This window comes from Bombilactobacillus sp. ESL1097 (assembly GCF_058107205.1).
Genome location: NZ_JBYLUB010000002.1, coordinates 270463 through 296086, shown reverse-complemented (window position 1 = coordinate 296086; position 25624 = coordinate 270463). Strand labels below are relative to the sequence as shown.

3 protein-coding genes are annotated in these 25624 nt (G+C 42.7%); all 3 read right to left on the bottom strand.

All coding sequences use genetic code 11. The features are described from left to right. Positions 1 to 55: 55 nt before the first annotated feature. Complete coding sequence (locus AC3B6D_RS05440) at positions 56 to 10729, bottom strand: DUF1542 domain-containing protein (protein ID WP_489775110.1); 10674 nt, start codon at positions 10727 to 10729, stop codon at positions 56 to 58. A 246-nt stretch (positions 10730 to 10975) separates the two neighbouring features. Next, on the bottom strand, positions 10976 to 12841 hold the full coding sequence (locus AC3B6D_RS05435; RefSeq protein ID WP_489775109.1) for a mucin-binding protein: 1866 nt from the start codon (positions 12839 to 12841) through the stop codon (positions 10976 to 10978). 192 nt (positions 12842 to 13033) lie between these two features. Next, positions 13034 to 25591 carry a DUF1542 domain-containing protein gene (locus AC3B6D_RS05430; RefSeq protein ID WP_489775108.1) on the bottom strand — a complete coding sequence of 4186 codons (12558 nt, stop codon included), beginning with the start codon at positions 25589 to 25591 and terminating at the stop codon, positions 13034 to 13036. Between the last annotated feature and the right edge of the window lie 33 nt (positions 25592 to 25624).

The window sequence follows — 25624 nt, the reverse complement described above, 5'->3', positions numbered from 1 at the left end:
AATAACTCCTGACAGCTTAAACTATCAGGAGTTATTTTCATTTTAAAGATTCAAATTAATTCAAAAGTACTTTGTCAGCTTCTACCCATTCATCAGCAGCCACCCGATAATAAGTATGGCCGTTAACGATTAATTGACGATCATAGCGCCAAGGGTTTTGGTTGGTAACTGTGCGACTATTGGACTTCACCATCAAACTGCGAGCCGGATCATAATGATAAACGGGCGCGCTGGTTTGATTAATGACTAAGGCACCCACTTTGCGATTCAGAATCATCGCCTGTGGTGTCCAAGTAACATCGTTGACTGAGACAAATTCATTCGGAGCCACTTGATAATAAGTTTGACCATTAATTGTTTGCTGATTATTCGTCAACCATTGCGTATTATGACCTAAAGTCCGTTCGGCAATCACCTGCCCTTGGGCATTATAGACTGGCACTTGGGCTTTATTAGTTGTTACAACGCCATCTACAATTTGGTTATTGCCAGCTTGCTCTGGAGTCAAATCAACATCACTAGCTTTGACATATTCATCAGCACCAACACGATAATAAGTTTGACCGTTAATTATACGCTTATAATCAATCTTCCAAGCAGTATTCGCACCCAATACTTGACTATCAATCTGGTTGCCATCTTGATCATACAAAACAACATAACCATTAGTAACATTAGGTTTCACTGTGACCACACCTTTTTGCCGCTCCATTGTTGGTTGTGTTGGCTTTGTAGGTTCAGAACTAATAGTCGGAATAGTTGGTACTGTTGGCTGCCAGACTGGCATATTTTCCAGTTCATCATGCAAGGCTTTGAGTCTAGCTACACCATTATTTTGTGCTGCTAGGATAGCACTTAAGTTATTACTATCATGTGCCGTGATAATTTGTTGTTGAGCAGCAGAGTAAATATCATCAGCCTTCGCTGTCAAAGTAGCTTTATCTGTTGGTGAAATACTTGCTGCTGCAATATCCTGCAAAATCTGTTCATGAGCCTGATCCAAGGCTGCCATTGCACTTGCTTGGGCTTTATCTGCAGTCTCTTGATTAATAGCAGCGTCTTCGACTCCATTAATCTCTGTGATACCTGCCAATGCCGCAGCATTAGCTGTATCCGGCGTCGTAGCATTCTCAATCTGGGCCTTTGCAGCTTCAAACTTTTGTTCTAATTGATTTAACAACTCAGTCTTTTGTTCTTGCGTTAGGGCCATTGCATGGATATCTTGTTCTGCTTGTTGTCTAGCACTGGTTAACGCTGCATCTGCATCCGTTTTGGCTTGTGCTAATTGTGCATTCGTTGCTTGTTGCACGATTGCTGCAATCGCTGTGACACCCGTAGAGCTAGCTTGTTGTGCTAATTGTGGCGTCTTAGCCTGTGCAACATTAGCAGCAGCTTGAGCATATTGATCTTGAACTTGTTGTTCAAGACCAGTTTTATCAGCAGTTGGTAACGTCATGTTTTCAATTAATTGTAATGCACTAGCTTGTGCATTTTGTAAAGCTGTTAAAGCATTTTGCTGAGCATTAGTTAGATCAATGCCAGCATTTGCTTGATCAATCACCGCTTCAATCGCTGCTACCCCAGTTTGTGCTGCTTGTTGAGCAGCAGTAATTGTATTAGCCTGCGTAATATTAGCAGCAGCAGTATCATATGCCGTTTGCACTTGTTGCCGCAAAGACTGCTTTTGAGTAGCCGATAAGTTCATGCTATTAATAGCATTTTCAGCAGTTGTTTTTGCCGCTTGTAGAGTTGCTAAGGCGGTTGCTTTTGCCTGAGCCAAATCTTTATCTTGAGCCGCAGTTACAGCTTGGTTAATTGCTGCTACGCCCACATCTTGTTGGGTTGTTACATCAGCAGGAGTTGTAGTGGCCTTGACCTTACCAACGGCCTGATCATACGCCGCTTGAATGGCTTGTTTAGCTGCCGCTTGTTGACTAGCATCTAAACTAGCAACCTGACTATCAGCATTCTCCTTGGCCGTTTGTAATGCTGCGAGGGCTGAGTCTTTTGCAGATTGTAACTCTTGAGCGGCATTTTGGGCATCTGTAACGGCTTGATCAATGGCAGCAATGCCGGAATCTCTTTGCGTAGTAATCTCCGCTGCATCATTGGCAGCACTGATCTTATCTACAGCATGGCCATAAGCCGAAAGAATGGCTTGTTGGGCCACAGTTGCAGCTGCAGGATCCAAATGGGCGTCAATAATCGCTTGTTGGGCGGTATCACGTTCATCTGCCAAAGCCGCTAATGCTGTATCTTTAGCAGCTTGTAAGGCTTGAGATGTATCTTGCGCATCCGTTACAGCTTGATTAATTGCAACCACACCCGCATCCTGTTGGGTTGTGACATCAGCTGCAGTCGTAGCAGTCTTGACTTTGCCAACAGCCTGATCATACGCCGCTTGAATGGCTTTTTTAGCAGCAGATTGTTGACTGGCATCTAAACTAGCAACCTGACTATCAGCATTCTCCTTGGCCGTTTGTAAAGCAGCTAAAGCTGAGTCTTTTGCCGTTTGTAAAGCTTGAGCTGTATTTTGTACATCTGTTACAGCTTGGTTAATCGCAGCTACGCCCGCAGCTTGTTGGGTTGTGACATCAGCCGGAGTCGTAGCAGCCTTAACCTTGCCAACGGCCTGATCATACGCCGCTTGAATAGCTTTTTTAGCAGCAGCTTGTTGACTGGCATCTAAACTGGCTACTTGACTGTCCGCATTTTCTTTAGCCGTTTGTAAAACAGCTAAAGCTGAGTCTTTTGCCGTTTGTAGTGCTTGTGCAGCAGTTTGCGCATCCGTCACCGCTTGATCAATCGCAGTTATTCCGGCATTTTTTTGCGTATCAACACTCGCCACATCTTGTGCATTATTAACTTGGTCAACCGCATGTCCATAAGCAGCAGTAATTGCTTGTTGCGCAGCAGCGGCAGCGTCCGGATCCAAATTAGCAGCAATAATCGCTTGTTGGGCAGTATCACGCTCATCTGCTAAAGCGGCTAAAGCCGTATCCTTGGCAGCTTGCAATGCTTGTGCATCACTTTGTGCTTGATTAATCGCAGCCACACCCGCAGTCTTTTGCGTATTAACCCCGTCTACATCACTAGCGGCGGTAACAGCAGTGACTGCTTGATTATAAGCAGCAGCAACTTGAGCTTTTGCCGCCTGCTTTTTAGCATCAGTATCTAAACTAGGATCAGCATCAATAGCAGCATCAGCAGCTTGCTGAGCATTATCTAAGTCCTGTAAAGCATCATTTTTAGCAGTTTGTAAAGCTTGAGCAGCAGTTTGCGCATCGCTTAAAGCTGCTTGAATAGCTTGCTTACCTATATTCTTGGCATTAATCACGGCTGTGGCAGAATTAGCATTTTGTACATTGCTTATAGCGTCATTATAAGCAGCTTGGGCAGCTTGAGTAGCGGCAGCTTTTTGAGCGTCATCTAGATTAGAATCAGCTGCAATTGCTGAATTCGTTTGGTCTAAGGTCTGTTGTAACTCAGCTAAAGCCGCTGTTTTATCGGCTGCTAATTCACTAGCACTCGTATTAGCGGCAATGACAGCCCCAGCAATAGCGGTCACACCATCAGTTTGTGCTGTATCAACTGCCTTCGTCGTGGTAGCGTCCTCTACCTCAGCTTGACTTTGCTTAAAGGCTTGGTCAACCGCCGCCAAAGCAGCTTGCTTCTGAGCGTCAGTTAAATTAGAATTATTAATTTCATTATCTGCATTATCTTTGGCCGTTTGTAAAGCTTGTTGGGCCGAAGTCTTAGCAGCTGCTAAATCTTTAACGGCTTGTTGAGCTTGCGTATAAGCATTAATAATGGCCGTTTGGGCAGCTTGTTGCGTCTGCGGCACATCATTGACATCACTCACGGCATTAATACCACTGACACCTTGATCGTAAGCTTGTTTAACGGCTGCTCTAGCAGCTTGCTTTTGTGCAGGTGTCCAATCAGCTTGGTCAATCTTGTTATATTGATCAGCCTGTGTTTGCGCAATAACCAATAAGGCCTGATTTTTCGCTTGTTGTAAAGCATCCGCCTTACCTTGGGCATCAGTCACGGCTTGCTCAATTTGTAATGTCGCACCGTCTTTAGCATCTGTAATATCAGACGTCGTAGTTGCGGTCTGAATGGCTTGCTTACCAGCGTCATAAGCGACTTGGACATTAGCTTTAGCAGCAGCTTTTTGATCAGCATTTAAATTGTCATCCGCATCAATTTGATTATTAGCATCCGCTTGCGCCGTATCTAACGCGGATAAGGCAGTAGCTTTCGCATTTGCTAAATCAGCGGCCGCAGTTTGTGCATCCGTGTAGGCTTGATCAATTGCACTAATGCCGGCAGATTGTGCGCTGGTAACTCCCGCAGTATCGCTAGCCGCATCAACTTGCGCTACAGCTTGATCATGGGCTTGTTTAACTGCTTGTTTCGCCGCCGCTTTTTGGTCAGCATTTAAATTAGTATCATCGTCAATAGCCGTATTCTGCTTAGTTTGTTCATCATCTAAGGCTTTGATGGCGTCCGTCTTCGCTGTTGCTAAATCAGCCGCAGCCTTCTTAGCATCCGTGACTGCTTGGTCAATCGCAGTGACACCATCACCTTGAGCAGTTTGAACAGCTGTCGGCGTAGCCGCTTGATCAACATTATTAATTGCATTGTCATATTTATCGTCCACCTCAGCTTTAGCGGCTTGCTTTTGAGCTGGCGTTAAATCAGAATCATTAATTGCTTGATAAGCTTGATTTTGTGCAGTCATCAAAGCATGCTTAGCAGCACTTTTATCATCTAATAAATCTGCCGCAGCTTGTTGGGCATTAGTTAGTGCTGCATTGATTTGGTCTAAAGCTGGCGTTTTAACATGATCCACTTCCGTCGTTGATGTGGCACCGTTAATTGCGGTTACTCCATCTTGATAAGCGGTAGCGACAGCTTGATGAGCGGCAGTCTTTTGGGCATCGCTTAATGAACTATCATCAATGGCTTGATCTGCTTGGTCTTTGGCTGTTGCTAATTCGGCAATTGCGTCATGTTGCTTATTCTCCAAGTCTTGAGCCGCATTATTAGCATCCACAACATCTTGTTGAATTTGTTGCACCCAAGTACTTTGTGCCGTTGTCACGCCAGTAATATCACTCGCAGCATTAATGGCCGCTACCCCACTGGTGTAGTCAGCTGCGACTTGTTGATGAGCAGCTTGTTTTTGAGCCGCTGTTAAGGAACTATTATCAATATCATCGTCGGCCTTGACCTGAGCAGCTGCCAACGCTTGAATCGCATCTAAACGTGATTGTTTGAGGTTTTCAGCATCTGTATTGGCAGCAATTACGGCAGCGTTCATGGCCGTAATGCCGTCATCGCGGGCAGTATTGACATCAGCAATCGTTGTTTGATCGTCAATATTAGCTTGCGCCGCCTTATAAGCAGATGTGACTTGTTGGTGTGCCGCCGCTTTTTGCGCAGCCGTCAATTTCGTATTCCCATCAATCTGGGCATCGGCTTTTTGCTTAGCAGTCGTTAATTGCGTTTGTGCATCAGCTTGTGCTTTTTGTAAATCGTTTTGGTCAGCAGCCGTCGTCACGACATCATTGATTTGCTTAATACCAGCATTAGCAACATTTTGCACCGCACTAATCGCCGTTTGGCTAGCCAAATTATCATTAGCTTCTTTAAAGGCTGATTCAATTTGCTGGATATAATCTTGTTTTTGTGCATCCGTCAAATTAGCATGCGCATTAACCTGCTTTTCAGCGGTATCTTTAGCAGACTCTAATTGCTCCTTAGCCAAATCTTTAGCTTGCTGCAAGGCCGTCGCTGTACTATTGGCATCGGCAACCGCATTATTAATCTGCGTCACTCCATCTGCTTGCGCTTGGGCAATGCTTTGCACATTACCAGCTGCTTTGACATTAGCCACCGCTTGGTCAAAGGCAGTATTCACAGCAGTCGTAGCAGCAGTTTTTTGATCCGGTGTTAAATTCAATTGGTCTAACTTAGCTAAAGCCTGCGTCTTAGTTTCTTGTAAAACAGCAATGGCGTTGGCTTGATCATTAACCAAATTCTGGGCATCCGTCGCTGCTTGTTGCATTTGGTCAATACCCGTTTGTTGTTGAGTCGTGACAGCTGCGGTGGTGGTTGCATTATCAACAGCCGTTACGGCAGCATCATGGGCTTGGTTGACTTGTTGTTCAGCCGCCGTTTTTTGTGCTGGTGTGTTCCAATTTAATTGGTCAATTTTAGCTAAAGCAGCTGCTTGTTCTTGGTCTAAAGCTTGTTTGGCACTAGTTTGAGCAGTCGTTAATGCGGCTTTATTTTCTGTTTGCGCCGTGGTCAAAGCGGCTGCAATTTGCTCTTCGCCAGTTGTTTGTTCAGTTGCTATTTGAGCTGGATCAGTTTCCTTGCTAATTTGGGCAAAGGCCTGATCATAAGCAGCTTTAGCTTGATCTTGATAGGTTTTCTTTTGTGCACTTGTTAAATTAGTCAAGCCATTAATAGCCGTGGTGACCGATTGTAACTTATTAGCTAACGCTTGTTGCGCATTGGTTTTAGCAGCAGCTAATTGGGCAGTAGCTAAAACTTGGTTGATGGCTTTGACGCCCGCGGACGTTTCCTGATCAGCAGCTGTTTTTGTCTTAGCTGCCGTTAAATTAGCTGAAGCTTCATTATAAGCAGCTGTCAAATCTTGTTGTGCTGTTGTCAAAGCAGTTCCTGTAATGCCAGCACTCGTCAATTGGGCTTCCACATTAGCTTTTGCGTTATCTAATTGGGCTTGATCTTGTAATTTATTAATAGCTAATTCACCAGCAGTTTGCGCCGTTGTAACATCATCGTTGGTGGTAGCAGAATCAATGTTTGATTTAGCACTGGTTGCAGCATTGTCAACCGCGTTTTTGGCAGCAGTAATTTGTTCTGGTGTTAAGCTCGAATTACTTTCAATTGCCGTTTTGGCAGCCGTAGCGGCGGCATCAATCGCGGCATCGGCATTATCCTTAGCTTGTTGTAACTGGTGCGCACTGACAGCAGCCGTAGCAGCTTGCGTAATTTTGGGCAAATCAGTACTAATTACTTGATTAACCGCACTTTGTTTAGTTGCTGCCGTCAAATTGTCAGTAGCTGTTTGATACGCTTGACTGATGGAAGCTTTCGCAGTACTTAATTCTGGATCTTCAGTAATGCCAGCGTCACTTAATTGCTGCAAAGCACTAGCTTGAGCATTATCTAATTGCGCCTGGGCTTCTAGTTTATTGATTGCTAACTTACCAGCGATTTGCGCAGAATTAACAGCGGTTGTAGTTGTAGCAGTATTAACATTATTCTTAGCTTGATTGGCAGCAGTCGTAATTTGATTCTTAGCCGTATTACGTTGAGCTGATGTCAAACTCGTATCATTATCAATTGCCGTCTGAGCAGCATTAGCGGCAGCATCAATGGCCGCATTAGCTTCATCTTTAGCTTGTTGTAATTGATGATCATTCACAGCAGATGTGGCCGCAGCGGTAATTTTTGGTAAATCAGTACTAATGACATCATCAACACCGGCTTGATCATTAGCATTCGTTAAATTCGTATTTGCTGTTTGGTAAGCTTGACTAATTGCAGCTGTTGCATTATCTAAGTCTGTCCCCGTTAGCCCAGCATCATTTAATTGCTTCAAGGCGCTGGCCTGGGTGTTATCTAATTGTGCTTGCGCTTTAGCTTTACTAATTGCCAATTCACCGGCTGTTTGGGCAGCGTTAATGCCATCGGTGGTTGTAGCAGAGGCAATATTGGTTTTAGCATTGGCTGCAGCATCGTCAACCGCCGTTTTTGCAGCAGTAATTTGCTCCGATGTTAAGCTGGAATTACTTTCAATCGCTGTTTTTGCGGCACTGGCGGCGGAATCAATCGCGGCATCAGCAGCAGTTTTGGCTTGTTGTAATTGATGATCGTTCACAGACGTTGTGGCCGCAGCGGTAATTTTTGGTAAATCGTTATTAATAACGGCATCGACACCAGCTTGGTCATTAGCATTCGTTAAATGATCAGTAGCCGTTTGGTAAGCTTGACTAATGGCATTTTGTGCAGTAGTTAAGTCTGTTCCCGTTAGGCCAGCGTCACTTAATTGCTTCAAGGCGCTTGCTTGGGCGTTATCTAATTGTGCTTGCGCTTTGACTTTACTAATTGCTAATTCACCGTCTGTTTGAGCAGTGGTAATGCCATCGGTGGTCGTAGCAGAGGCAATATTGCTTTTAGCTGCCGTTGCAGCATCATCAACCGCTGTTTTGGCAGCAGCAATTTGCTCCGGTGTTAAGCTCGAATTACTTTCAATCGCTGTTTTGGCAGCCGTGGCGGCGGCATCAATGGCGTCATAGGCCGTATCACGACTGGTTTGTAAAGCAGCGGCCACTTCAGGATCCACATTCAATGGTGTCAAACCGTCAACAAAATCTTTATTGGCACTGAAGGTTAAAGTATCACCAGGTTGTAATGTATCAGCGGGGATATCAAAACTAAAGTTACCAGCAGCATCAGTCTTCGCCATATATTTAGGAGTAGTATCGCGCCAATAATCAGCAGCGACAGTACCTGTCATTGGCGTCTGCGTACTACCGTGGTTCACAGTCACGTAGACATAAGTGTTGCTGAGATCAGCACCAGCAGTCTTCGAACTAACATGACCTGTAACGTGTGTCTTATCAGTATCAATAGCTACATTGTCCACATCAATAAACGGACCAGCGGAAATAAACTCTAACTTCTTACCTGTCAAACTTTGATCACTTAACCAACCAACAACTTGTTGTTCAGCGTCAGAAGTTTTACCCACAATATCACTCGTCGCACTAGCATCACTAGGTGCATTAATTGTGCCAATAGTATTGTTATTAACTTTTAAAGATAACTTATCTAATGGACCGGAAGTTTCTGTGCCATGAACAAACTTCACATCATTTAATGTTAAGGTACTATTGTTAATCAATTTAGCATTGGCGTTATTGCTGGCATCTAAGACAAAGTCTTTCGGGTTATCAATATTGACCTTGGCACCAGAAATATTCAATAAGGTCATGGCACCAGTACCATCAACTGCCACCTTGAAAGTTCCACCAGTTAAATTGATAGATCCATTATTCAAATTAACGATTGAACCATTAAAAGTGCCCATATTTTGGCCGTTAATATTAAAACTAGAGCCCTCATCGAGACCTAAACTACCACCGACAGTTACTAAAGCTGTTCTAACTGTACTATCGCCATTAATATTAACAATAGATCCTGAATTAAGATTAATAGCTGAACCTGTACCAATATTAATTGCCTGGGCAGTATCGTTAGCGGCATCACCCGCGACATTAACATTTAAAATAGAACCATCATCAGCTGTAATAGTACCAGAATTTTTAATGTAGATACCTGCTAAAGTTAAACCCGAATTAGAAGCATTATTGCCATGACTATGTGGGTTCAAAGTAACAGTCGCATTCTTTTGAATATTGACAGTACCAGCACCTTGAATATCAATAACATCATCTTTATAAGTAGTTCCTGTGAAGTTGGAGCCTTCTGCAAAGGTAACAGTGCCACCACCATTAATTTCAATAATCTGTTGCATTTGACTACCAGTTACTGTGCCTGATCCATCAGGTGCCTCATAATTAGGAACTGATGTAGCCTTAACAGTATCTTGGATTAGTACGGTTTGACCTGTATTAGCGTAAATCATTTGCGCGCCAGTATAAGAAATATTATCTAAAACAATCGTCTGATGACCATGAGCGTTAACGATTCCCCAATAAGTGGTACCATAAAAATCAATATTTTTAAAAGTAATTGTATTGGTGCTGTTACTAAAGGCTGTATTAAAGCGCATATTGCGCATATCCAAATAATAGCGATTAGTTCCAGCTGACTCAATTGTGACATCCCGATCAGCTATAAGCATATCGGTATTACCAGTTAACGTCATATCATTGTCCAAGATAATCGTATTAACATTGGCATTAGCGGCGGCAGCAGCTAACTCTACTTGATTCGTGACATGTGCAACTGTGTCATCAAAATTACTAATTTGTGGCTTCGTTGTGGTGTCCGTTGCTGCCACTGCAGCAGGATTAACTTGTGGTTCACTATTAGTAGCTGCAGTTTCATCTGGTTGCTCATTGGTTCCTGTATTGGTTGACGTGTCCGTATTACTACTTGATTCGTCGTTAGCAGTAGTCGGGGTCGCGTCAGTAGCACTTGCTGTCGTAGTTTGAGCAGTATTGGTGTCATCTTGAGTTGGTGATGGAGTAGTTGTTGTATTGTTTGCTTCAGCCTGATTATCGACAGTTTTAGTTTGTAAGCTATTAGCTTGTTGTACAACGGTTTGAATTTGGGCTTTCGCCGTCGTTTGGATATTAGTTAAGTCAGCACTAGTTTGTGCTTGGTCAATTTGAGTAGCAAATTGCGTACTAATCTCCTGTAATTTTTGTTGCAAGGGAGCTGTTTGCTCTGCTGCTAATTGCAAATCAGTAATTTGATTCTTGGCCGTTTGAACATTCAGTTGCAAAGCACTATTGGCCGCTACTTTACCCGCTGCTAAATCAGTTGTTTGATTCGTGGTAGACGTAGAGGTCTTTGGTGTTGCTTGGACATTTGCTTGACTAGCGGCATTAGTATCATCAACATTGTCAGCTGCGGCGTTAGTCTTATTAACGTTCAACCATAAGGTTGATGAAAATAGTGTCACCCCTAAGGTCATAAGTAATTTCTTTTTCTTCATTATGAGTCCCCTCAATTCAGATTAAGTAATAATTGTCAGCTAATTGCTTTTTATTAGTTGCCAAAAATCGCAAAAATTATCGTTAAAATAAGAATATTAACTAATTTAATACTTAAATTTAACCACTTTTATATAAAAATAGCCAATTATTCGCATTATTTTTATTGATATATAACTTTATAGCAACAAAAAAACGACAATTGTTGGAGTAATTGTCGTTTTTTAAATATTTTTAATTTAAATTAATTAGTTTTTTAGGTAGTAAATATCCACAATTTGATTAGCATCAGTAGCTACAACATCCTGCGCATCAACCTTAGACTGATTGGCTTGATAACCGTTAATTGTAGGAACAGTAACTGCAGCCCATTTGCCGGTATTCCAATCACCGTAAACTGTCTGTCCAGTATTTACATCAAGATCAACACTGCGATTGAGAACAACTACTTGGTTTTGTGTCTTGATAATGCCACTGGGATAATGAATATTGATAGTCCGCACCACCGTCTTCGTTTGCATTTGCGTTTGTTTAGCGACTGCAACTTGCAACACTTGATCTCCAGACGCATCAACTGTTACTGTTGCTTGCGGAAAATCAATAATATCGTAACCAGCAGGGGCATGATAATTGATATTCAATACATCACCAAGATAACCAGTTAATTTTTGAGTACCAACTACTTGACCAGCTAAAACATATTGAATTGTAACAGTTTGTTTAGCTGGTGTGTAATAAATATCCACAGTTTGATCCGTTGAATCAGCTGTAATGTCAGTTGCTGGCACTTGTGTGATAGTTGCTTGATAACCCGCAATTTCTGGAACATCATATTCTGACCATTGAACTTTAGACCAATCACCATAAGTTGTGGTGCCATCATCATGCTTAGTAACAATCCGTTGAATCATGCCTGTTTGCGTCTGCGTTTGAATCAAACCATCTGGTTGATGAAGATTAATAGTACGTGTTACTGCCTTAGCTTCAACATCTCTTGGAACTGGATTTTCAGTATCCCAATCATAAGTAGTAACTTGATCCCGTCCTGGCATATTCATCAATTCACGAGAAGTGTATTTTGTGCCTTGATCTGACCCACTAGTTGCTATCCAATATGGTGATTGAACAACCAAATTGGTACCTGCTACTGGTGTTCCTTGCATAGGAACATCTGGTAAATTAGTGTTACTAAGTGCACCTCTATCAATATCAGAATTATTAAAAAAACGCAAGTTACTTCCCAATACTAAATGAGAAAGATTATTATCCAAGCCAAACATATGCTCAAATTTATAATTGTCTAAATTATTCATTTTAAAACTGCTGAAATTGAGACTTCGTAAAGAATTGTCATCATAAAACATTCCTATCATATTATCAACTTTATCAGTATTAAAAGTACTAAGATCCAGTTTTTTAAGACTTCTATCTTCAATAAACATATAACTCATATCAGTCACATTGGATGTATCTAAATAATTTAAGCCATTAATTTCCTGTAGATTAGTCAAATCAGCAAAAAAAGATGATAAAGAGTTATTTACTGATACGCCCTGATCAAAATTTATTTTTGTTACTAAATTATTATATGCATCCAATAATTCATTAATTCCTCCTCCCTGATTTTCTATCTGTCCAGCATGAAAAGTTAAAGTATAATCATCGCCCTGATGAACAAAATCCCAATTACTGGTTCCCCAAGTGCCACTAGTAATTAACTCACTATTTGATGGGGAATTATCTGAAATAGAATTACTGCCAGAAGTAGCTGGAGCAGTAGACTCCTCCTGTTCACTAGTTGAATCAGTAGCTGCACTATCAGCTTGTAAAGCAGGACTGTTATTAGCATAGTTAATATCACTTGGCTGCAAACTATTATTAGCCGCACTATCTGAAAGTACATTACTATCTGAAGTATTGGCAGCCACCTCAGTGGTCGCGTCTGGCGTTGTTGCCACAAGATTTACATTAGTAGTGGAATTTGTTGGAACTTCTTGAACTGTGGTTTCCGCAGTGGCATTCGTATCGGCATAGATTCTTTGCTGCGTCAATAACAAACCACAGACTAATCCCAAAAAGACCCCAGCTGTTGTTATTTTTTTCTTCGAGTTCATTCGTAGATTCCTCTTTGCATATTTTTTAAATTATAATTAAATATTAAGGCTATTAATTAAAAAATCAAGTATAATATTTAAAATAATGTAATATAAAAATCAAACATATTAAACACCGATGAATTAAAAATTACATTTTAAAGCATATAAAAAAGCAATTCTTCACATTAGAAGAATTGCTTTTCTTTGGTTCTAGTCACTTAAAACATTTTGTTGTTCAACCCATTCGTTAGCGGCAACTCGGTAATAAACATGACCATTAACAATTAATTGGTAATCGTAACGCCATGCATTAGTATTCGCTAAGGTTTGAGTGGTCGATTTAACCATTAAGCTTTTGGCCGCATCATAAACATAAACTGCAACATTAGAATTATTCACTGCTAATGTGCCCACTTTTTTATTAATAACCATAGCTTGTGGTGTCCAATTAATATCAGAAGCTGCCAAGTATTCATTTGGTGCAACTTGGTAATAAGCCTGACCATTAATCATTTCTTGAGCACCATTAGTCAACCACTGAGTACCAGCAGTCAAACTGCGGTTAGCAATGATTTGTCCTTGTGCATCATAGACAGGAACGGTCTTTTGTGCTAAGTCTGAGCGTACGGTCAAGACTCCATCAACTACCGTTGCTTGCTTAGCCGTATTAAAGTTCACGTCACTCGCCTTCAGATATTCGTTTGGTGCCACGTGATAGTAAAGTTCACCATTAATCATAGTACGATTATTGGTCTTCCAACTAGTCTTTGCTCCGACTACACGATCAATAGCTTGACCATTTTGATCATACAAAGTCACAAAGCCCGCACTAACGTTTGGTTTAACCGTCACTACCCCCGAAATAGCAGTATCCGTTGGTGTCGTAGTTGGTTGTTTATCTGCATCCGAATCATCTGTGCTTGGCAACGTAATGATTGGTGGTTGATTATCTAATACCATATCCCGTAATAAAGAATTAAAGTTTTCAATACCAGCAATTCCATTCAAGGCCGCACCCGTATTCGTAGTACTATCATTCACTTCTTGTTGCGCTGCAGCATGGTTATCAGCTAACTGTTGTTTTAACTGATCCTTCTTAGCTTGAGAAATATGCAAATCATCAATTTGCTTATTAGCCGTTGCTAAAGCCTGATCTAAAGCTTGGTTGGCATCGGCCTTGGCTTGATTGACATCACTAGCAACATTTTGAACGGTCACCACATGAATTGCTTGAATACCTTGATCACTAGCGATATGCACAGCTTCTGAAGACTGAGCTTGCTTGACTTGCGATTTGGCTTGATCAAACGCACTTTGGGCATTGGCCAGTAAAGCTTGCTTTTTATCATCGGTTACTGTCATAGCATTGATTAACTGATTAGCGTTAGCCAAAGCATTTTGTAACGCTGCAATGGCATCAGTTTGCGCTTGCGCTAAGTTGTGATTAGTATTGGCTGCTACCAAATCATTGAGCGCTTTAGAGCCTACAGTTTGCGCCGTTGTTGCGGCAGTAGTTTGTGTAGCCTGATTAATTGCCGTCAGTGCTTGATCATAAGCTTGTTGAGCTTGCTGTATTAAAGCAGTCTTTTGCTTAGGTGCTAAGTTCATAGCATTAATAGCCTGATTAGCCGCATTCAACGAAGCTTGCAAATCGTGTTGAGCATTTAACTTGGCAGTTGCTAACGCGTCAGCGTCAGCCTGTTGGGCGCTAGTCACAACCGCCGTCAATTGTTTTACACCGTCAGTTTGCGCTGTCGTTACAGCCGCTGGTGTTTGAGCCGCATTTACTGCTGAAATTGCAGCATCATGCGCTTGTTGAGCTTGACTCTTGAAGTCTGCTTTTTGCTTAGCCGTCAAGTTGGATAATTGATCAATGGCCGCATTAACTTGAGCTAGCTGATCAGCTAAAGCTTGTTGGGCAACAGTTTGGGCATTAGTCAATTCAAAAGCAGCAATGGCAGTATCAGCAGTTGTAGCAATTTGCTTCGTACCATCAGCTTGGGCGGCCTGCAAATCAGTTGGATTATGTGTGTCATTAACTTTGGTTTTTGCTTGCTCAACAGCAGCTTGCACTTGTTGTTTTGCTGTGGCTTTTTGCTCGGCTGTTAAGCTGGAAGCAGCAATTTTAGCATTGGCCGCCATTTGCGCATTGGTTAATGCTGTCACTGCGGCTGCTTGAGCTTGACTTAAAGCATAGGCATCAGAACCTTCTGCAGTGTCAAAGACTGCATCCATCTGATCCATACCATTTTTTTGAGCACTTGTCACATCAGCAACCGTCTTTGCCGCATTAACTGTCGCTATTGCAGCAGAATGTGCTTGTTGTACTTGGTTCTTCAAGTCACTCTTTTGTTGATCCGTTAAATTCTTGAGATCATCAATTTCATTTGTAACCTTGGTCAATTCAGTGTCTAAAGTAGACCGAGCTGCTGCTTGGGCATTGGCTAATTCACCAGCGGCAATGGCATTATCACCGGCTTGGGTAATCGCAGTCTGACCGTCAGTTTGCGCAGTCTGCATATCAGCTGGATTAGTAGCTGCATTTACTTGGGCCGCTGCCGCATCATAAGCAGCTTGTACTTTTTGCTTAGCAGCTTGCTTTTGCGCATCACTTAAGCTGGAAGCAGCAATCTTATTATTAGCAGCTTTTTGTGCAGCAGACAAAGCAGCTAAAACGCCGGTCTTACTATTTTGGAGTGCAGTAGCATCAGAAGTATTGGCAGTATCCAAGACTTTGTCAATGTTCGTCTTACCTGTATTTTGAGCGTTTGTCACATCGCCCACACTCGTTGCCGCGTTAACTGCCGTCATCGCATCATCATGGGCCTTTTGTGCTTGCGCTTTAGCAGCAGACTTTTGATCAGCTGTTAAGTTCTGTAATTGATTAATTTGTCCGTTAACTTTATCAAATTCAGAATCTAAAGCACTTTTGGCTGCAGATTGTGCATTCGCTAATTCACCCGCGGCAATGGCATCAACACCGGCTTGAGTAATCGAATTTTTGCCATCAGTCTGTGCTTTGTTCATATCAGTTGGATTAGTAGCACTATTAACTTGAGCTGCTGCTGCATCATAAGCGTCCTGAACTTTTTGTTTAGCATCTTGCTTTTGCTCATCTGTCAATCTGGAAGCAGCAATCTTATCATTAGCAGCTTTTTGTGCATCACTTAATGCAGTTAAGGCATTAGTTTGGCTTTGACCCAAGGCGCTAGCGTCATCACTCTGAGCCGTTGTTAAAGCAGCAGCAATCTTAGTAACACCCGTAGTTTGTGCACTAGTAACATCAGCTACTGTGGTTGAACTATTAACCGCGTTGAGCGCAGCATCGTGGGCCTTTTGCGCTTGAGATTTAGCCACGGCTTTTTGGTCAGCTGTTAGATTCTGTAATTGATCAATTTTACCTTTAACCTTATCTAGTTCAGAATCTAAGGCCGCTTTAGCTGCTGTTTGCGCATTCGCTAATTCACCCGCGGTAATGGCAGCATCTCCGGCTTGCATAATCGCATTTTTGCCATCAGTCTGTGCTTTGTTCATATCAGTTGGATTAGTAGCACTATTAACTTGGGCTGCTGCTGCATCATAAGCAACTTTAACTTTTTGCTTAGCAGCTTGCTTTTGCTCATCACTTAAGCTAGAGGCATCAATCTTATCATTAGCAGCTGTTTGCGCATCACTTAATGCTGTTAAGGCAGCTGTTTTACTTTGACCTAAAGCATTGTTGTCATCAGTTTGAGCAGTCGTTAAGGCTTTGTCGATGTTTGTCTTACCTGTCTCTTGTGCACTGGTGACATCAGCTACTGTTGTCGCAGTGTTAACTGCTGTAACGGCATCATTATAAGATTGTTGCGCTTGCGCTTTAGCAGTAGCTTTTTGCGTATCCGTTAAATTCTTGAGTTGATCAATTTCATTATTAACTTTATCCAATTCATTGTCTAAAGCATCCTTAGCCGCAGACTGCGCATTCGCTAATTCACCCACAGCAATGGCATCAGCACCGGCTTGCGTAATCGCTGCTTGGCCAGTACTTTGTGCTACTTGTAAATCTGCGGGATTCGTCGCCGACTTAACTTGTTGTGCTGCTTTATTATACGCAGCTTGCACTTGTTGTTTAGCCGCCGTCTTTTGCTCAGCCGTTAAACTAGAAGCATCAATCTTGGTATTAGCATCGTTTTGTGCCGTCGTTAAAGCAGTTAAGGCATTAGTTTGACTTTGACCCAAGGCGCTAACATCATCACTTTTAGCTGTCTCTAAAGCAGTGTCAATCTTGGTAATCCCGGTATTTTGTGCACTGGTTACGTCAGCAATGGTTGTTGCCGCCTTCACGGCCTTAATCGCATTATCATGGGCTTGCCGTGCTTGATTCTTAGCAGTAGCTTTTTGCGTATCCGTTAAATTCTTAAGTTGATCAATTTCATTATTAACTTTATCTAATTCAGAATCCAAAGTATCCTTGGCTGCTGCTTGGGCATTCTCCAATTCACCCGCGGTAATGGCAGCATCACCGGCTTGCGTAATCGCCGCCGTGCCAGCAGCTTGTGCTGCTTGTAAATCTACGGGATTCGTCGCTGCTTTAACTTGTTGTGCTGCTGTATCATAAGCATCCTTGACTTGTTGCTTAGCAACCGTCTTTTGCTCAGCCGTTAAACTAGAAGCATCAATCTTGGTATTAGCGTCGTTTTGCGCCGTCGTTAAAGCTGTTAGGGCGTTAGTTTGACTTTGACTCAAAGCCTTATTGTCATCACTCTTAGCTGTCGTTAAAGCAGCGTCAATCTTGGTAATGCCCGCAGTTTGGGCACTAGTAACATCAGCTACCGTTGTGGCCTGATTCACAGCTGTGATTGCAGCATCATACGCTGTTTTTGCTTGGGCTTTAGCAGCCACTTTTTGCGTATCCGTTAAGTTCTGCAATTGATCAATTTGATCATTTACTCGAGATAATTCAGCAGCTAATTTTTGTTGAGCTGCTGTTTGCGCGTTTACTAATTCACCCATCGCAATAGCATCAGCACCCGCTTGTGTAATCGCAGCCTGACCGTCAGTTTGCGCTTGGTCCAAATCAGTTGGGTTAGTAGCGCTATTAACTTTTTCTACCGCAGCATTATAAGCAGCTTGCACTTGTTGTTTAGCAGCTTGTTTTTGCTCATCGCTTAAGCTAGAAGCCTCAATTTTGGCATTAGCATCGTTTTGCGCAGCAGCCAAGGTATCTACAACATCACTCTTACTACTTTGAAGGACTGCAGCATCAGAAGCACTAGCAGTATCCAAAGCTTTATCAATGTTCGTTTTACCCGCATCTCGTGCAGTTGTCACATCAGCTACCGTTGTCGCCGCACTAACCGCCGTCATCGCATCATCATGGGCTTTTTGTGCCTGCGCTTTAGCGTCGGCTTTTTGATCAGTGGTTAAGTTCTGCAATTGAGCAATTTGATCGTTAACCCTCTGTAATTCGGCATCTAAAGTGCTGTGAGCTGCAGACTTTGCATTGGCTAATTCACCAGCAGTAATCGCATTATTAGCAGCCGTATTGATGTCATTAACGCCGTTGTTTTGCGCAGAAGTTAACTCAGTTGGACTGGTAGCTGCTTTAACATTATCTACTGCTACATTATAAGCAATTTGCACTTTTTGCTTGGCAGCTGCTTTTTGTTCATCTGTTAAAGTAGAATTATCAATTTGACTATTAGCCGCAGTTTGCGCAGTTGTTAAAGCAGCAGTGGCAGAGTTTTGACTGTTTTGAAGATCACTGGCGTCATCATTATTAGCCATATTCAGTGCTGCATTAATATTTTCAATTCCCGTCTTTTGAGCATTAGTGACATCAGCTACTGTTGTCGCCGTGTTAACTGCCGTTACAGCATTATCATGCGCCGTTTGTGCTTGGTTCTCAGCGTCGGCCTTTTGATCAGCCGTCAAGTTCTGTAATTGATCAATTTGGCTCATGACATCGGCTAAATCTGTGTCTAAAGCAGTTTTAGCAGCATCCTGAGCATTGATCAATTCACTAGCGGCAATCGCAGCAGCGCCAGCTTGTATAATCGCATTTTTACCATCAGTTTGTGCCTGGTCTAACTCGGCTGGATTAGTAGCAGTATTAACTTGGGCTACGGCTGCATTATAAGCTGCTTGAACTTGTTGCTTAGCAGCAGTCTTTTGCTCGTCTGTTAAGCTGGAAGCAGCAATTTCATCATTAGCAGATTGTTGAGCAGCAACCAAAGCAGCCAAAACATCATTCTTACTATTTTGGAGTGTTGTTGCATCAGAATCATTGGCGGTCTTCAAGGCAGCATCAATATTCGTTTTGCCTGTCTCTTGGGCAGCTGTTACGTCAGCCACCGTTGTCGCCGCATTAACCGTCTCAACCGCATCATTATAGGATTTTTGCGCTTGCGCTTTGGCGTCAGCTTTTTGGTCAGCTGTTAAGTTCTGTAATTGGTCAATCTGATCCTTGACCTGAGATAATTCAGCAGCTAATTCTTGTTGAGCTGTCGCTTGCGCATTCGCTAATTCACCAGCGGTAATGGCATTATCGCCAGCTTGGGTAATCGCATTCTTACCATCAGTTTGTGCTTGATCCAAAGCAGTTGGGTTATTAGCACTATTAACTTGGGCTACGGCTGCATCATAAGCGTCCTGAACTTTTTGCTTAGCGGCCGTCTTTTGCTCATCACTTAAGCTAGAATCAACAATCTTAGCGTTGGCATCGTTTTGTGCCGTAACTAAAGCATTTAAAGCGGTAGTTTGATTTTGACTCAAGACATTATTGTCATCAGTCTGGGCCGTTGTTAAGGTAGCATCAATATTGGCAATCCCCGTATTCTGTGCACTAGTGACATCAGCTACCGTTGTCGCCGTGTTAACTGCCGTTACAGCATTATCATGCGCTGTTTGTGCTTGATTCTCAGCGTCGGCCTTTTGATCAGCGGTCAAGTTCTGTAATTGATCAATTTTACCTTTAACTTTATCTAATTCAGAATCCAAAGCCGTTTTAGCTGCTGTTTGCGCGTTCGCTAATTCACCCGCGGTAATAGCATCAGCACCGGATCGCGTAATCGCCGTCGTGCCAGCAGTTTGTGCCGCTTGTAAATCTGCGGGATTTGTCGCTGCTTTAATTTGTTGTGCTGCTGCATCATAAGCGTCCTGGACTTTTTGCTTAGCCGCCGTCTTTTGCTCAGTCGTTAAACTAGAAGCCTCAATTTTAGCGTTGGCATCATTTTGCGCCGTAGCTAAGGCAGTCAAGGCCGCAGTTTGGCTTTGACCCAAGGCACTAGCATCATCACTCTTAGCTGTCTCTAAAGCAGCGTCAATCTTAGTGATCCCGGTATCTTGTGCACTGGTTACGTCAGCAATGGTTGTTGCTGCATTTACGTCTTTAATCGCAGCATCGTAGGCCTTTTGTGCTTGTGTTTTAGCGGCGTCTTTTTGATCAGTGGTTAAGTTTTGTAATTGATCAATTTGATCATTGACTTGCGATAATTCAGCAGCTAATTTTTGTTGAGCTGCCGTTTGCGCGTTCACTAATTCACCCGCGGTAATAGCATCAGCACCGGATTGCGTAATCGCCGTCGTGCCAGCAGTTTGTGCTGCTTGTAAATCTGCGGGATTTTTTGCTGCTTTAACTTGTTGTGCTGCTGCATCATAAGCATCCTGGACTTGTTGCTTAGCCGCCGTCTTTTGCTCGGCCGTTAAACTGGAAGCCTCAATTTTGGCGTTGGCATCGTTTTGTGCCGTAGCTAAGGCAGTTAAGGCATTAGTTTGGCTTTGATCCAAGACGCTAGCATCATCACTCTTAGCTGTCTCTAAAGCAGCGTCAATCTTAGTGATCCCGGTATTTTGTGCACTGGTTACGCCAGCAATAGTTGTTGCTGCATTCACGTCCTTAATCGCAGCATCATGATCCGCTTTTGCTTGAGACTTAGCAGCCTGCTTTTGATCAGCTGAAAGGTTTTGTAATTGATCAATCTGATCATTAACCTGTGATAATTCAGCGTCTAATTTTTGTTGAGCTGCTGTTTGCGCATTGGCTAATTCACCTGCTGCAATAGCATCCTCACCAGCTTGCGTAATCGAAGCTGTACCCGCACTTTGTGCCGTTGCTAAATCAGTTGGATTCGTTGCTAAATTAACTTGTGCTGCAGCCGAGTTGTAAGCAGCTTGCACTTGTTGTTTGGCAGCTTGTTTTTGCTCATCACTTAAGCTAGAAGCCTCAATCTTAGCATTAGCGTCGTTTTGCGCCGTCGTTAAAGTAGTTAAGGCATTAGTTTGGCTTTGCCCCAAAGCCTTATTATCATCAGTTTGAGCCGTTGTTAAAGCAGCGTCAATCTTCGTAATACCCGCAGTTTGGGCACTAGTAACATCAGCTACCGTTGTGGCCTGATTCACAGCTGTGATTGCAGCATCATACGCTGTTTGTGCTTGGGCTTTAGCAGCAGCTTTTTGTGTATCCGTTAAGTTCTGCAATTGATCAATTTGATCATTTACCCGAGATAATTCAGCAGCTAATTTTTGTTGAGCTGCTGTTTGCGCGTTCACTAATTCACCTGCCGCAATAGCGTCAGCACCGGCGTTCGTAATGGCTGTCTGGCCAGCAGTTTGTGCTGCTGCTAAATCAGTCGGATTCTTAGCACCATTAACTTGTGTTACTGCTGCATCATAAGCAGCTTGCACTTGTTGTTTGGCAGCTTTTTTTTGCTCATCACTTAAGCTAGAAGCTTCAATCTTGGCATTAGCGTCATTTTGTGCCGTAGTTAAAGCAGTTAAGGCAGCAGTTTGACTTTGACTCAAAGCCTTAGTGTCATCAGTCTGAGCCGTTGTTAAAGCGGCGTCAATCTTACTAATTCCCGTTTTTTGAGCAGTTGTGACATCAGCTACCGTTGTGGACTTATTAACGGCCGTAACAGCAGCATCACGAGCTGTTTGCGCTTGGGCTTTAGCAGCAGCTTTTTGTGTATCCGTTAAGTTCTGTAATTGATCAATCTGACCATCGACTTGCGATAATTCAGCGTCCAAAGCTTTTTTAGCGCTAGCTTGCGCATTGGCTAATTCACCCGCAGTAATCGCAGTATCTGCTGCATTGGCAATAGCACTTTGACCATTCTTTTGGGCCGTTTGTACAGCAGTTGGGTCAGTCGCAGCATTGACTTGCGTCTTGGCTGAATCAAATGCTGTCTGTACCTTTTGTTTAGCGGCTTTCTTTTGGGCAGCACTCAAACTTGAACCATCAATTTTGGTATTGGCTGTCGTCTGTGCTTGAGTTAAAGCTGCTAAAGCGGCTGTTTGCGCCGCATTCAAAGCATCACTATTATTAGCAGTATCTAAAACTGCATCAATATTAGTAATCCCTGTTTTTTGCGCTAGAGAAACTGAGGCGTGATCAGCAGCGGCGTTCACATTCGTTACAGCGTCATCGTGAGCTTTTTGTACTTGCGCTTTTAATGCAGTGACTTGAGTGGTTGTCAGGTTTTTCAAACCGTCAATTTGATCATTAACCGTTGCCAACTCAGTATCTAAAGCTTGAGTAGCAGCTAATTTATCGTTAGCCAACACACCAGTATTAATTGCGTCCATGGCTGCTTGATTCATCTGTGTTTGACCAGTTTTTTCAGCAGTCGTGGCTGCCTGGCTATCAGTAGCAGCATTAATTTTCTTTTCAGCAGCTGTATATAAATTATCGACTTGAGTCATGGCCGCTACTCTTTGCTCAGCTGTTAATTTCGACTTGCTCAATTGATTATGTGCTGCCGTTTGCGCAGTCTTTAACGCCGTAATGGCATCCGATTTAGCCTTCGTCAAAGCGGTAGTGTCATCATCTTGCGCCGTCTTAGCCACGGCATCAATTGCGGTCACACCAGCTGTTTGCGCATTAGTTATATCAGTTGTATTTGTAGAAGCTGTTACTTGAGCAACAGCTGTGTCATGTGCTTGTTGGGCTTGGGCTTTTAAAGTAGTTTTTTGCGTATCTGTTAAATTCTTAAAACCATTAATCTGACTATTAACTTTCGTCAATTCATCATCCAAGATCTTTTGGGCAGCAGACTTTGCGTTATCTAAAGCACCCGTTGCAATGGCGGTTTGCGCCGCCGCATTAATGGCTGTTACCCCGTTAGTTTGAGCAGTGTTAATCGCATCAGCAGACGTAGCCAAATTAACATTTTTTGCTGCCGTTGTATAAGCGTCAGCAACGGCTTGTTGAGCAGTTTGTCTTTGGGCATCAGTTAAGTTAGCTTTAGCGATTTGGTCATTAGCTGCTGTTTGGGCGGCTTGCAGTGCTTGAATAGCCGTATCTTTGGTACTTTGTAAAGCAGCGGCCGCGGCGGCGGCGGCCTCTGGATCAAAGTCTAAAGGTTCAATACTATCAACAAAATCCTTATTAGCTGACAGCTCTAAATGATCACCTGGTTGTAATGTATTAGCCGGGATGGCAAAGGAGAAATTACCTTGCGCATCACTTTGCGCCACATACTTAGGTGCACTATCACGCCAATACTTATCCGATGTGTCAAGTGTCCCCGGTAATGGCGTCGTTGTGCCATTACTATGTTTCACTACCACATAAATATATGCATTGGTGTTATTGGTATGACCTGATACAACCGTCTTATCTGGATCAATCGTTGCTTGGTCAACGTCCACAAACGGTCCTGCCGACACAAATTCGATTCTAGAGCCAGTTAAATCCTTACCACTTAGATCACTCACTACTGGTTGTTCGGAGGCATAATTCTCACCGACGATATCACTCGCTGCACTGGCATCTGCAGGATCGTTAATCGTACCAACTGTATCGCTACTGATATTCATGTTTAACTTATCTAGCGGACCAGAAACTGTACCATCAGCACTAATATATTTCACATCATTTAAAGCAAATTGCCCGTCACTAATTAAATGGGCATTACTATTTGTAGTGGCATCTAAGACAAAGTCTTGGGGGTTATCAATATTCACATGGGCACCCGCAATATTTAACAGCGTCGTCGCCCCCGTACCGTCAACTTGAGCTTTAAATGTCCCACCAGTTAAGTTAATAGTACCGTTAGTGATATTCAAAATAGGGCCATTGAAGTCCTTCATATCTTGGCCGACAATTTCAAAGTCGGCTCCCTTACCGATATTTAAATTACCACCAATTTGTACCAGACCAGAGTTATTAACAATATAACTATTGGTTATAATATTTACCTTAGCTCCTGCCAAGACATTCATAATCGAACCACTCTCTAAGCGAATAGCTTGTGTCAAATCTGAGTCATCGGTTCCTGCTACTTTAATGTTCAAAACTGCATTTTTGTTTACTGTGACAGTCCCTGAGTTGGTAATTTTAATTGCACTCGGATAACCACCCTTTTCCGTACCAGAATTTCCCGAACTATGCGGTTCCAGATCAACTACTGCTCCTTCATCCAAGACAATACTTCCGGCACCAGTCATAACAAGAACATCTTCTCGAAGAGTTTTACCTGTGAAATGGGACCCCGCTTCAAATTCGATTTTCCCATTACCATTAACTTCCATAACCTGTTGAGAAACCGAGCTAGAATCTGAAGCTTGAACTAAAGTCCCACTACCATCTGGTGCCTCATAAGAAGCGACTGACGTGGAAACAACTGTTCCTTTAATGTGGATATCTTCTGCACCATTAGTATGAATCATCTGGGCCCCGGTATATGTCATATTATCAAAGGTAACGATAGCAGAACCACTAGGACTAGTTACGCCAAAGTAATTACTGCCATAAGTATCAATGTTTTGGAATGTGATATTACCACTGGTATTAATATAATTTCCTCGTAAATCTAAAAAGAACCGCTTGCCATCTTGCGATTTAATTGTCACATTGCGATTATCTTCAACTTGAATAGTACCATTTAACTTATCAGCCGCAGAAATCGTTATATCGTTTAACAAAACAATGGTTGAAATATTATCACTATTAGTTAACCGATCTCCACCCGAATTAAAAGAGTTCATCGCAACTAAGAACTGGTGTGCCGTGCTGACATAAACCGTTCCGGTGTCGTCCGGTTGTAAGGCAGGATCAGACGTTGGTCCGGCTAAATAATTTGCAATGTGCGGTTTTGTATTTGTCGTAGAATCGGACGCACTCGTCGCAGGCGTAACTGCAGTTGGATTACTAGACGTGACTGATGTATTTTGACCGGCATCCGCTGCTGGCGTTCCGGAAACATTCGCTACACTGGTTGACGTTTGATCAGTATTAGTAGTTGAAGTGGTATCCGTAGTATTAGTCGTTGCTGGTGCAGACGCAGAGTCAGTTGTGGACGTAGTAGTCACATTTGTATTTGTTGTAGATGTATTATTAGCATCTGACGTCGTATTAGTTGTGGTCAAACTCGTTGCTTGTTGCACAGTCGTTTGCACTTGAGCTTGCGCCGTAGCTTGAACTTGTGTGAGCTCAGTGGTGGTTTGGGCTTGTTCCACTTGAGCGGCAAATTGGTCGTTGATTCCCTGCAACTGTTGTAACAAGTTGGCTTTTTGCGTAGCATCAATGGTTAAATTGTTAATCTGGCTAGTTGCCGTCTGCACACTTAAATTAATTGCATTTTTGGCCGCAATTTTGCCAGCTGCTAAATCACTTGTTGTTGCAGTAGTATCAGCAGTATTTTGATTATCCGTCGTAGGCGTTAATTGATTAACGCTATCTGGCGTGGCAGTTTCATCAGCTTGCACGCTTGTTTTATTCGTAGCCAACCACAAAGTGGACGAAAATAAAGTCACACCCATAGTTGCTAAAATTCGTTTCTTATTCATTAGTACGTTCTCCCCAATTAAGCAAAAACTATT

Coding starts and splice junctions, on each gene's coding strand:
- AC3B6D_RS05440 (WP_489775110.1), bottom strand. CDS start 10,729: ATGAAGAAAAAGAAATTACTTATGACCTTAGGGGTGACACTATTTTCA.
- AC3B6D_RS05435 (WP_489775109.1), bottom strand. CDS start 12,841: ATGAACTCGAAGAAAAAAATAACAACAGCTGGGGTCTTTTTGGGATTA.
- AC3B6D_RS05430 (WP_489775108.1), bottom strand. CDS start 25,591: ATGAATAAGAAACGAATTTTAGCAACTATGGGTGTGACTTTATTTTCG.